The sequence below is a fragment of the Paenarthrobacter sp. NPDC057355 genome (assembly GCF_042667405.1).
Lineage (GTDB): Bacteria > Actinomycetota > Actinomycetes > Actinomycetales > Micrococcaceae > Arthrobacter.
Window position 1 is genome coordinate 300,545 of the sequence record NZ_JBHVAL010000001.1, and the last position, 12,258, is coordinate 312,802.

9 protein-coding genes and 1 tRNA gene are annotated in these 12,258 nt (G+C 65.2%); 8 read left to right on the top strand and 2 right to left on the bottom strand.

From position 1 onward, the window contains the following. Window positions 1-70: 70 nt before the first annotated feature. A complete protein-coding gene (locus ACFUOZ_RS01420) occupies window positions 71-490 on the bottom strand; it encodes a rhodanese-like domain-containing protein (protein ID WP_377543923.1) in 420 nt (139 codons plus the stop codon). Between the two features lie 221 nt (window positions 491-711). Between ACFUOZ_RS01420 and fdh the strand changes: the two genes are divergently transcribed. The 3 genes from fdh to nrfD are packed head-to-tail and all read left to right on the top strand — an operon-like array spanning window position 712 to window position 6,098. Continuing rightward, on the top strand, window positions 712-3,999 hold the full coding sequence (fdh, locus tag ACFUOZ_RS01425; protein ID WP_377543925.1) for a formate dehydrogenase: 3,288 nt from the start codon (window positions 712-714) through the stop codon (window positions 3,997-3,999). Beyond that, on the top strand, window positions 4,000-5,010 hold the full coding sequence (locus ACFUOZ_RS01430) for a 4Fe-4S dicluster domain-containing protein (RefSeq protein WP_377543927.1): 1,011 nt from the start codon (window positions 4,000-4,002) through the stop codon (window positions 5,008-5,010). After that, window positions 5,007-6,098, top strand: a complete 1,092-nt coding sequence (gene nrfD, locus ACFUOZ_RS01435; RefSeq protein ID WP_377543929.1) for an NrfD/PsrC family molybdoenzyme membrane anchor subunit — start codon at window positions 5,007-5,009, stop codon at window positions 6,096-6,098. The genes ACFUOZ_RS01430 and nrfD overlap by 4 nt, the downstream gene beginning before the upstream one ends. A 14-nt stretch (window positions 6,099-6,112) precedes the next feature. Here the strand turns inward: nrfD and selD are convergent, their stop codons facing one another. Next, window positions 6,113-7,084 (bottom strand): selenide, water dikinase SelD, encoded by a 972-nt coding sequence (gene selD / locus ACFUOZ_RS01440; protein ID WP_377544950.1) that lies wholly within the window; start codon window positions 7,082-7,084, stop codon window positions 6,113-6,115. A gap of 98 nt (window positions 7,085-7,182) precedes the next feature. Here selD and ACFUOZ_RS01445 point away from each other — a divergent pair. The 5 genes from ACFUOZ_RS01445 to ACFUOZ_RS01465 all read left to right on the top strand — a co-directional run bounded on the left by ACFUOZ_RS01445 (window position 7,183) and on the right by ACFUOZ_RS01465 (window position 12,248). After that, window positions 7,183-7,277: transfer RNA gene (locus tag ACFUOZ_RS01445), tRNA-Sec, on the top strand. Window positions 7,278-7,315: 38 nt separating this feature from the next. Beyond that, window positions 7,316-8,647: an L-seryl-tRNA(Sec) selenium transferase gene (gene selA, locus ACFUOZ_RS01450; RefSeq protein ID WP_377543931.1), complete on the top strand. Its 1,332-nt coding sequence runs from the start codon at window positions 7,316-7,318 to the stop codon at window positions 8,645-8,647. Window positions 8,648-8,650: 3 nt separating this feature from the next. After that, entirely contained in the window at window positions 8,651-10,447 is a 1,797-nt protein-coding gene (selB, locus tag ACFUOZ_RS01455) for a selenocysteine-specific translation elongation factor (protein ID WP_377543933.1), read from the top strand. 134 nt (window positions 10,448-10,581) lie between these two features. Beyond that, complete coding sequence (locus ACFUOZ_RS01460; RefSeq protein WP_377543935.1) at window positions 10,582-11,613, top strand: aldo/keto reductase; 1,032 nt, start codon at window positions 10,582-10,584, stop codon at window positions 11,611-11,613. 362 nt (window positions 11,614-11,975) lie between these two features. Then, window positions 11,976-12,248 (top strand): hypothetical protein, encoded by a 273-nt coding sequence (locus ACFUOZ_RS01465; RefSeq protein WP_377543937.1) that lies wholly within the window; start codon window positions 11,976-11,978, stop codon window positions 12,246-12,248. Window positions 12,249-12,258: the final 10 nt, after the last annotated feature.

A 12,258-nucleotide genomic window follows, 5' to 3' on the forward strand; every position in this document is an offset into this window, starting at 1 on the left:
CTTCAATTGACTACGCGTTGGCCCTGAAGCATCGCGGCTCGGCCAGGACTTGACGCAGCCTGTCCGGGGTCTAGTCCGGCTGCTCCGATTCCGTGCGTTTCAGTTCCGCCCAGGCCTGGAAACCGCCGATGAGGTCCGTCGCATGAGGCAGCCCCAAGCGTTGCAGGGTGTGCGCGGCAAGGCTGGAACTGTAGCCCTCGTTGCAAACGATCAGGATCCGTCGGGTCGCATCGCCCGCGCCCGGAATGCGGTGGGGGCTCGAGGGATCGAGCCGCCATTCGAGCACGTTTCGGTCAATGACCACAGCTCCCGGAAGCGCGCCGTCGCGGTCCCGCTGCTCCACGGGCCGCGTGTCAACGACCAGGGCGCCGTCTTCCATGACCCGATCAAGGTCCGAGGGGTTGACCCTCTCCAGGCTGGTGCGGCTTTCAGCAAGCAGCTGGTCAATAGTCAGTATTCCGGGGCCATCGGGGTTGTCCCACTGCGTCATGATTTCCTCCCTTGGCTACCGCTTGGTGAGTCCTCCCACCATTAAACGAAAGAATTCCGGCCAGCGGCGAGTACTTCCACGGACAGGCGCGCTGGCGCCTACCCACTTAAAGGGAGCCGACGACGGCGGGTGCGCGGCCGCCGTCGTCCGTCGCCACCGCTGTCGGAGACTCGTGCAGGTGGTCCTGTTGCTGCTGCCGTGGTTTGGGTTATGCTCCACAAATGGCGCCGCGGAGTTTTCTTCAATGGCCGGTTGTCCGTCAACTAAGTACGGGCGACCTTTTGGGCCGTGGGCCTGCGGTCACGTCGGCCAAAACCAAGGCAATAACCGCGCGTACAACCACCGCTGACCGCGTGGTGCAAAGCGTTTGTCCTTATTGCGCCGTTGGGTGTGGACAGCGCGTGTACGTCAAAGACGAGAAGGTCATCCAGATTGAGGGCGATCCGGATTCGCCGATTTCCCGCGGCCGCCTGTGTCCCAAAGGCTCAGCCAGTGAGCAACTGGTCAACTCTCCCGGCCGCCAGACCAAGGTGCTCTACCGTGCACCGAAGTCCACCGAGTGGGAGCACCTGGACCTTGATACGGCCGTCGGGATGATTGCCGAACGGTTCATCGAGACACGCCGCAGGACGTGGCAACAGCACGACGACCAAGGCCGGCTGCTGCGCCGAACGATGGGCATAGCGTCGCTTGGCGGCGCAACCTTGGATAACGAGGAAAACTACCTCATCAAGAAGCTCTTTACAGCTGCGGGAGCGGTGCAGGTCGAGAACCAGGCCCGCATATGACACTCCGCCACGGTTCCCAGTTTGGGAGCCTCATTTGGACGCGGCGGTGCTACGCAATCGCTGCAGGACATGGCCAACGCTGACTGCATCGTTATCCAGGGTTCCAATATGGCCGAGTGCCATCCTGTCGGTTACCAGTGGGTTGCGGAGGCCAAGGCCCGTGGAGCCAAGGTCATCCACGTTGATCCAAGGTTTACGCGGACTTCTGCGGTCTCGGACAAGCACATTCCCATCCGGGCAGGCTCGGATGTTGTGCTCCTGGGCGCCTTGATCAACTACGTCATCTCCAACGACCTCTGGTTCAAGGAGTACGTCAGCGCCTACACCAATGCCGCCACGTTGGTGCACCACGATTACCGCGATGCCGAGGACCTCGGCGGGCTGTTCTCCGGCTTCGATCCGGACAGGGGCGCGTACGACACGTCGTCGTGGTCCTATTCCGAGCGGGGCGAGGGAACCATCGACGAACCGGGTCCCGGTTCCGAGCACGGCGCCGATGCTACCGCCCGGGCCGCCGGTCACGCCTACGGCAGTGGCGGCCCACCCTTGGAGCACGCAGAAGTTGAGCGTGACGACACCCTGCAGGATCCGCGGACCGTCTTCCAGATCGTGAAGCGGCACTATGCCCGGTACACGGCGGACATGGTGCAGGACATGTGCGGCATCAGCGTCGCGGACTTCGAATACTTGGCCCGCGCCATCACGGAAAACTCGGGACGCGACCGGACCACCTGCTTCGCCTATGCCGTCGGTTGGACACAGCATTCCCTGGGAGCGCAGTTCATCCGTGCCGCCGCCATCCTGCAACTGCTGCTGGGCAATATGGGGCGCCCCGGCGGCGGGATCATGGCCCTGCGTGGCCATGCCAGCATCCAGGGCTCCACGGACATTCCCACGCTTTTTAACCTGCTTCCGGGATATTTGCCGATGCCCAGTGCAGGCCGCCACGACACCCTCGACGAATATTTGTCCACCATCGGGTCGAAACAGCAGAAGGGTTACTGGGCCAACGCTGACGCGTACACCATCAGCCTCCTGAAAGCGTGGTGGGGCGAGGCGGCGAACGCGGATAACGACTGGGCGTATGACAACCTACCCCGGCTGAACGGAGCCCACGGAACCTACGAGACAGTGATGGGCATGCTCGAGGACGAAGTGGAAGGCTACTTCCTGCTCGGACAGAATCCCGCAGTTGGCTCTGCCCATGGCCGGATGCAACGTCTGGCCATGGCGCATCTGAAGTGGATGGTGGTTCGAGACCTGAACCTCATTGAGTCTGCGACCTGGTGGAAGGACAGCCCCGAGATCGAATCTGGGGAGTTGCGGACCGAGGACATCGAAACAGAGGTGTTCTTCCTCCCGGCAGCAACACATGTGGAGAAGGCCGGGTCCTTCACGCAGACCCAGCGGCTGCTTCAGTGGCGGCACCAGGCCGTGGCGCCGCCAGGGGAGTGCCAAAGTGAGCTTCAGTTCTTCTTCGAGCTTGGCCAGCGGATCCGGGAAAAGCTTGCAGGATCCGACGACGAACGCGACCGGCCGCTGCTTGACCTCACCTGGGACTATCCCACGGACGAACACGGCGACCCGGACGCGGAGGCAGTACTGGCGGAGATCAACGGCCGCCACCTTGAGGGGCCCGACGCCGGAAAACCCCTCTCTGCCTACACCGAACTTCGTGCCGACGGTACTACGTCGGCAGGCTGCTGGATCTACACCGGCGTTTACGCTGACGGCTACAACCATGCGGCCAACCGCAAACCGGGCCAGGAACAGGGTCCGGCTGCTTCGGAATGGGGATGGGCTTGGCCAGCAAACCGCAGGATCCTTTACAACCGGGCATCGGCAGATCCTGCCGGTAAACCGTGGAGCGAGCGGAAGAAATACGTCTGGTGGGACCACGAACAGGGCAAATGGATCGGGGACGATGTGCCCGACTTCCCGGTGGACCGCGCGCCGGGCAGCCATCCTGACCCCTCCGTCGGTGGTCCCGAGGCCTTGAGCGGGGACGATCCCTTCATCATGCAGGCCGACGGCAAGGGCTGGCTCTTCGCACCCAAGGGCTTGCTGGACGGGCCCCTGCCCACCCATTACGAGGCCCAGGAATCGCCGGTGGCCAATGCGCTCTACCCGCAGCAGCAGAACCCGGCCCGGCTGGTGTTTCCCCGGGCGGACAACCCGACTGCGCCGAGCGCCGGGACCAGTGGCGCGGACGTCTACCCTTATGTGTTCACGACGTACCGGCTTACCGAGCACCACACGGCGGGCGGAATGAGCCGGTGGCTGCCTTACCTGTCCGAACTGCAACCGGAAATGTTCTGCGAGGTCTCACCTGAGTTGGCAGCTGAACAGGGACTGGAGCCTTACGGCTGGGCCACGATCATTTCACCACGCTCCGCCATCGAGGCGAAGGTGCTGGTCACCGACCGGATGGCACCGCTGAAAGTCGGCGGCCACACCGTGCACCAGATCGGGCTGCCCTACCACTGGGGCGTCGGCAACAACGCCGTCGTCAGCGGTGACGCGGCCAACGACCTCCTGGGTGTGACCCTTGATCCGAACGTCCAGATCCAGGAATCGAAGGTTGCCTCCTGCGACATCCGCTCGGGCCGCCGCCCACGTGGAGAGGAACTCCTTGCCTTGGTTGCCGAGTACCGGGAGCGGGCCGGGGTGACCGTTGAGACCGGCAACGCAGCCGTCACCGACCCGACGTTGGAGGACTGAATGGGCCAGTTGTCCGGACGGACCGACCCCACCGCCGATGCCCACTGGGAGCACAACCATCCGCGCAAGGGGTTCTTCACCGATACCTCGATCTGCATCGGCTGCAAGGCCTGTGAAGTCGCCTGCAAGGAGTGGAACCACAATCCGCAGGACGGAAACCTGGAGCTGCTCGGTTCCTCCTATGACAACACCGGATCTCTCGGTGCCAGCACCTGGCGGCACGTCGCCTTCATCGAGCAGGGCCAGGAGCGAATCGTCGAAGCGCGGAAATCAGGCCGCGCGCTGGTCAACCTGGGGATGCCGCGCATCGGGCCTCCGACGCCGGTGGCGCCTCAAGACAGCGACCTCGCCGAGGCAGACACCACTCCGCCGGACACAGCAGATTTCCGATGGCTGATGTCTTCCGATGTGTGCAAGCACTGCACGCACGCCGGTTGCCTCGACGTCTGCCCCACCGGAGCTCTTTTCCGTACGGAGTTTGGAACCGTGGTGGTACAGGACGATGTCTGCAACGGCTGCGGAACCTGCGTGGCGGGGTGCCCGTTCGGAGTCATCGAGCGTCGAAGCGACGGCACGGTCAAAGTGGCCACCAGCAGAAATGACCGCCACGACGAACATCCCGCGACACCGAATGTTGGAATCGCCCAGAAGTGCACCCTCTGCTACGACCGGCTGGTCGACGACGAGACGCCCGCGTGCGCCAAGGCATGCCCGACGACGTCCATCAAATTCGGCGACCATGACGACATGGTGGAGGCGGCAAAGGATCGTGTGGCGGAGCTGCACGAAAAAGGCCTGACGGAAGCCAGACTGTACGGTGCGAACGAAAACGACGGGGTCGGCGGAACAGGATCGGTGTTCCTGCTGCTGGACGAGCCCGAAGTCTATGGACTTCCGCCGGACCCCCGGGTGCCGACAGCCGACCTGCCGAAAATGTACCGGAGGGCCGGAATGGCTGTAGCGGGTATGGCGGCGGCGGCCGCGCTGGCTTTCCTGGGAGGACGCGCGTGACGTTCTCGGAGTTCGATAATGTGCGGCCGGCCGAGCCTGCCCGCCGTCGGCGGCCGGACGGCAAACCGGGGAGCCGCCGTCGCCGCGGATCCGGCGATGGCTCCAGGGAAATGCCTATGGTTCCCGAGGCAGAGTTCTCCTCCTACTATGGCCGTCCCGTGGTCAAGCCGGCGCCTTGGGGTGAGGACGTTGCGCTCTATCTGTTCCTTGGCGGCGTCGCAGGGGGTTCGGCACTGCTTGGCCTCGGTGGGCAACTGACCGGACGCCCGACGCTGCGACGGAATGCGCGGTTGGGTTCCTTGGCAGCAGTGAGCGTGGGCGCAGTGGCGTTGGTGAGGGACCTGGGCAGGCCCGAGCGCTTCCTGAACATGCTGCGGACCTTCAAAGTGACCTCGCCGATGAGCGTTGGTTCCTGGATCCTCAGCGCGTTTAGCGCGGGAACGGCAGTCACGGCAGTGGCGGAGGTTGACCGGATGACGGGGTCAAGGCTGCCCTTGGGTCCGTTGCGGAAGGTGCTGCAGGCAGTCGAGGGACCCGCCGGATTTGAGGCGGCGGTGTTTGCAGGTCCGCTGGCGGCGTACACGGCCGTCCTGCTGGGCGACACCGCCACACCAACGTGGAACGCCGCGCACGAGGAATTGCCGTTTGTCTTCGTGAGTTCGGCCTGCCTTGCCTCAGCTGGACTTGCCATGGTCACCACACCGATACACGAGGCAGGTCCCGCCCGGAAACTCGCCGTACTGGGTGTCCTGGGTGATGTGGCGGCCATGAAGGTGATGGAGCGCCGGATGGACCCGGTAGCTGCGGAGCCAATGCACCAGGGCAAAGCCGGGACCATGCTTAGATGGAGCGAGCGGCTGGCGGTTGCCGGGGGCCTTGGCGCATTGCTGGCAGGTCGCCACCGCGCGGTCGCGGCGGTTTCGGGGCTCGCGTTGCTGGCTGCCTCAGCCCTGACACGGTTCGGGGTATTCGAGGCCGGCCTGGCGTCGGCACGGGATCCGCGCTACACGATCGAACCGCAGAAGAAGCGGCTGGCCGCCCGCCGTGCTGCGGGAGTCATCAACGACGCCATCACTACCGGCAGCTGAAACAGCCACCCGGCCTAACGGATCTCGATTCCCTGACCGTTGGTCGTGTGGCCAATCACCGGATATCCCGGCAGTTCGCCGACCACCAACAGGCCGCCGGAGGTCTGGGCATCGGCCAGCAACAGCAGATCGTCTTCATTGATGCCGGCCGCCGTCGCCACATGCGGACGCACCCAATCGAGGTTCCTGCGGGTTCCTCCGGAGACAAAGCCGTCACGCAGTGCTTCCGAGGCACCATCGAGCAGTGGTACCGCCTTCAGGTCGATCACCGCGCCCACGTGGGAGGCGCGGACCATTTTGTGCAGGTGGCCCAGGAGGCCGAAACCGGTCACGTCCGTGGCCGCCCGAACGCCTGCGGCCACCGCCGCTTCTGAAGCCTCGCGGTTCAGGCCCGCCATAGTCTCGACCGCCTCGGCGAAAACGTCACCGGTCTTCTTGTGCCGGTTGTTCAGAAGTCCGACGCCGAGTGGCTTGGTCAGCGTGATGGGCAACCCCGGCTGTGCGGCGTCGTTGCGGAGCAGCCTGTCCGGATGGGCGACGCCGGTCACCGCCATGCCGTACTTGGGCTCTGGATCGTCAATGGAATGCCCGCCCAGCACGGGACACCCGGCCTGGGCCGCGACACTCAGGCCGCCGCGGAGTACTTCGGTCATCAATTCCATCGGCAGCACGTCCCGGGGCCAGCCGACCAGGTTGATCGCCGTGACGGGCCGGCCTCCCATGGCATAGATGTCGGAGAGGGCATTGGCGGCTGCAATCCGGCCCCAGTCGAAAGCATCGTTGACCACCGGGGTGAAGAAGTCCGCAGTTGAGAGAACTGCCAGGTCTTCGCGCACCAGGACCGCCGCCGCGTCGTCGCCACTGTCCAGCCCGACCAAGACATCCGCGTCCGGCTGGCCGATCAGGCCGCGAACCACATCTTCAAGTTCTCCAGGAGGGATCTTGCAGGCGCAGCCCCCGCCGTGCGCGTAGTCGGTCAAACGGATCGCGTGATCGGTGCCACCATCAGGGTCCGTGATTGTTGCCTGGGTCTCATTCACCCGTTCAGCCTAACCCTCGAAATCAACCTGCTATATTGAGGCGCGGTGGCGTCCGGGTCCTGGTGGGCCCCCCGGTCTTCAAAACCGGTGAGGCCGAGCATCTCGGTCTGGCGGGTTCGATTCCCGTCCGCCACCGCCAGGCACCGGCGTGCAGATGCCGTGAGATGAGGAGGCGCTGTGGACAAGGAAGATCCCCGCCGGCAGATTCCCCGGACCAATGACCTGCTGGCACTGCCGGCAGTCATCGAGGCCCGTACACGAATGAGCGGCCACGTCATCCGCGGACTCGTCCGGGACCTTCAGGACCAGGCCCGGCGCGGCGACCTCCCTCCCGCCCAAATTGAGCCGGCTCTCCTGGCCGCCGTCGCGGAGCACAGGGCGACAAGCCTTCGCCCTGTCCTGAATGCCACGGGCGTTATCGTCCATACGAACCTCGGCCGCGCACCCTTGTCCGGTGATGCGGTCGACGCCGTTGTTGCCGCCAGCGGCTACGTCGACGTGGAGCTCGATCTTGCCAGTGGCGGCCGTTCCCGCCGCGGGGCGGGCGCGAGGGCCGCGTTGCTCCATGCCTGCCCTGCCGCCGAGGACGCCTTGGTGGTCAACAACGGAGCGGCCGCGCTGGTCCTGGCCACCACAGCCCTCGCCTCGGGCCGGGAGGTGGTGGTGAGCCGTGGAGAATTTGTGGAGATCGGAGCAGGCTTCCGCCTGTCCGACCTGATCGAGTCCACCGGCTCAAGGCTTCGCGAGGTGGGCACTACGAACAGAACCCACCTGCGCGACTACCAGAACGCCCTTGGCCCGGACGCCGGTTGTGTCCTGAAGGTCCACCCGAGCAACTTCCGGGTAGAGGGCTTCACCTCGTCGGTGGCGCTCGAGGAGCTCAGTCCTGTGACCAAGGCAAGCGGCGTACCGCTCGTTGCCGACCTCGGCAGCGGGCTGCTCGCTCCAGACCCCCACCTGCCCGACGAACCCGATGTTGCCTCGGCTCTGGCGGGAGGGGCCGACGTCGTCATCGCCAGCGGTGACAAACTTCTGGGCGGCCCCCAGGCCGGTTTGCTCTTGGGGCGCAAGGAGATCATCGAACGCTTGGCCCGCCACCCCCTCGCCCGCGCGGTGCGCGCGGACAAACTCGCCCTGGCTGCCCTCGAGGCGACTCTTGCCGGCGGGCCGCCACCGGTCGTCCAGGCGCTGCATGCCGACGTCGGGCAGTTGCGGCGCCGCACGGACGAGCTTGCAGAAGCACTCGGTGTATCAGTCGTGGCCCACGACGGCCGGGTGGGAGGTGGCGGTGCTCCCGGTGTCCCATTGCGGGGATGGGCACTCCAGCTTCCTGAGGATTTGGCAGTTCATTTGCGCACCGGAGATCCGGCTGTCCTGCCGCGTGTCCACGATGGCTCGTGCCTCATTGACCTTCGCTGCGTTCCTGCTGCGGATGACCCCAGGATTCTCGCGGCGGTGCAGCACGCGCTGGCGCTCCGGTCGGGACGCGTTGCCGCCGGGTCGGACTGAGCAGTGCACGTCGTTGCCACCGCCGGGCACGTCGATTCGGGCAAAAGCACCCTGGTCCGCGCCCTCACCGGAATGGAGCCGGACCGCTGGGAAGAGGAACGCCGCCGTGGGCTGACCATTGACCTGGGCTATGCGTGGACCACTTTGCCATCCGGACAGGCTGTGGCCTTCGTGGACGTACCGGGCCACGAACGATTCCTGGGGAACATGCTTGCCGGCATCGGGCCGGCGCCTGTGGTCTGTTTCGTCGTCGCTGCCGACGAAGGCTGGCAGGCGCAGTCAAGCGACCACCGGGACGCAGTGGCCGCCCTGGGAATCGAGTACGGGGTGGTGGTCCTCAGCCGGGCGGACAGGGCATCGGGCCCACGGATCGCAGACGTGCTCGCACGGACCCGGACCGAGCTGGCGGGGACCGGTTTGCAGGACGCGCCTGCAGTAGCTGTGTCCGCCGTCGACGGAACAGGGCTGGATGAGCTTCGTGCCACCTTGGACAATGTCCTCGCGCAGGTGCCTGCCCCGGCCCTGACCGGGCGTGTTCGGTTGTGGGTGGACCGCTCGTTCACCATTACCGGCTCGGGAACGGTGGTGACTGGAACCCTGGCGGCGGGGACACTGAGCCAGGGGGAGCGGCTGGAGCTGCTCGGACATGATAATTCCCGGCCCGTCACGGTACGCGGCCTGCAGAGCCGTGACGCAGCTTGCGCCTCGGTGGGGCCGGTCAGTCGGGTGGCGTTGAACCTTCGCGACGTCGCCGCCGCGGAGGTCCGGCGTGGAGACGCCCTGGTTACTCCCGGCGCGTGGCCCACCACCGCAGTTCTCGGCATCAGGCGGACCACGGGAGTGGCCTATACGGAAGTGCCGGAGCAGCTCACGGTGCATGTCGGCACTGCATCGGTGCCTGCGCGGTTGCGTCCCTTCGGGGCTGAGCATGCCCGCCTCGTCCTCGACAGGAGCCTGCCGCTGGTTCCCGGAGACCGTCTGGTGATACGGGACCCGGGAAGCCGCTCGGTACTGGGCGGTGCGCTCGTTCTCGACGCCGATCCGCCCGCCCTGCGGCGACGCGGCGATGGTGCCCGCTGGGCCAAACGGCTTGCAGGCATGGATCCCAACGGAGACGTGCTGGGGGAGGTATCTGCGCGCGGAGCGGTCCACGTAGATCAGTTGCGCAGGCTTGGGCTGCTGGCCGGGCCCCACCCGGACGTCCCACCGGACGTGAGCGTCTTCGATGGTTGGTGGGTGCATGGCCCTGTTCTTGAGGCTTGGCAGCAACGCTTGCACACCGCAGTCCAGGATCTGCGGGAACGCGATCCCCTGGCACCCGGTCTTTCCATGGGCGCGGCCCAGGACCTCCTCAAGCTGCCGGACGGTAAGCTCCTTCGGCACGTTATCGACGGGGCTGCGTTGGAACAGGACGGCGGGCAGATTCACCTGCCGGGCAGCCACCATGACCTTGCTCCGATCGAGCAGGCCATAGCTGCGCTGGAGGGCAGGCTCAGGGCAGAGGCGTTCCGTGCTCCCGAAGCCGATGAGCTGGCCGCGCTGGGCCTGGGCGCCCGGGAGCTTGCCGCTGCCGAACGCGCGGGTCGCCTGCTGAGGCTGCGTGACGGAGTGGTGCTGCTTCCAACGGCTCCGGCCCTTGCGATGCGAACGCTCGCCGGCCTCGAACAGCCCTTCACCACGAGCCAGGCGCGCCAGGCACTCGATACAACACGCCGGGTTGCCGTTCCGTTGCTGGAGTATCTCGACTCGCGCGGGTGGACTGACCGGCTGGACGCGGGGCACCGCAAAGTGGTGCGCTGACGTTCCCCCTTCGGGGAGGGTAGGACTCGGCGTCCTAGGAAGAACAGGGGCAGGAAAACGTGCTGACCGCGCCCGGCAATGTGCGTATCGTCAACTCCAACAGGACCACCTCGATGGGAGAACTGAGGAGAGCTATGCAATACCGCACACTGGGAAACAGCGGCGCCGTGGTATCGAACTACGCGCTTGGAACCATGACGTTCGGGGCTGAAGCCACCGAGGAAACGTCCCACGCCATTCTGGATGACTATGTTGCCGCGGGCGGCAACTTCATCGACACTGCGGATGTTTACAGTGCCGGCGTATCGGAGGAGATCATCGGACGCTGGCTCTCGGACCGGCCCGGTCAAAGAGACCAGGTTGTACTGGCCACCAAGGGTCGGTTCCCGATGGGCCAGGCTCCGAACGATGTCGGCACCTCACGCCGCCACCTGACCAAGGCCTTGGACGATTCCCTGCGCCGGCTCGGAGTGGAGCAGATTGATCTCTACCAAATGCACGCATGGGACCCCATTACGCCGCTGGAGGAGACGCTCCGTTTCCTTCACGACTCCGTCAGCAGTGGCAAGATCGCCTACTACGGCTTCTCGAACTTCCTGGGATGGCAGGTGACCAAGGCAGTCCACCTGGCCAAAGCACATGGTTGGAGTGCGCCAGTAACCCTGCAGCCGCAGTACAGCCTGCTGGTACGTGAGATCGAGTGGGAGGTCGTCCCGGCATCCCTGGATGCGGGCGTGGGCCTGCTGCCGTGGTCGCCCCTGGGCGGTGGCTGGTTGTCGGGCAAGTACAAGCGCGATGAGCCGCCAGTTGGTGCGACCCGGCTCGGAGAGAATCCGACCCGGGGCATGGAAGCATGGCAAGCCCGCAATGACGACCCCCGCACGTGGGACATCATCGAAGCGGTGGAAAAGATTGCAGCTGACCATGGCGTGAGTGCTTCGCAGGTAGCGCTCGCATGGCTGGCGGACAGGCCGGCGGTGACATCGGTGATTCTTGGTGCCCGCAGCGTGGAGCAACTGGCGGACAACCTTGCCGCTGCGGACCTTGAACTCAGCCCTGGGGAAACCGAGCTCCTCACCCAGGTCAGCCAACCGCGTGCAGGCGTATATCCGTACGGGCCCATGGCAATCCAACAACGCAGCCGCAAGATCGAAGGCGGCAGGTAGTCCCACAAGCAGAATGCAGACGGCGCGGGCCAAGGCCCGCGCCGTCTTTCATGAGGCGGCCGAACCTAAGAGGTGTCCCGGCACGGCTCCCAATGATGCTTCACATGCGTTAGCGCGGTGTCTCTGCACGTCACCGCGGTTCATTGCGGTTCACGAACTTAAAGGACCGTGAGTCTGGACACGTTATTGTGAGTAGCTCAAAATAAGAAGATAGACTTGAGTACAGGCCAGAGCAGCCCTTGAGTACCGCACCGGTGAAGACCCCCGGGCCGGCAGGGCAGGCGCCACAATCCGCATCCCTTCCGCTTGAGCGGTACCGGAATTCCGAAACTGGCCACCATCCTGAATCTTGAGGAGAACCAATGACTTTGCTGGCCGAACGTCCCGCAAGTATCGAATCCACCCCTGAAAGCATTACCGACGTCAGCGTCGTTGGCGTCGAACCGCACGGCAGCTATGTAACACTCCCCGCAGGCGTCGCGCAGGCGGGTACTGAGGGCACCTATGTCACCATCGAGGACAGCCGAAAGCCATCTGCACTCAGCCGTGGCAGCTATGTCACGGTGACCAATGCTCCCGGCGTTGCCAACCGGCCCGTTGAAGGTAGCTACGTCACGCTTTCGACGGCGGCCTAAAGCCCTTCCT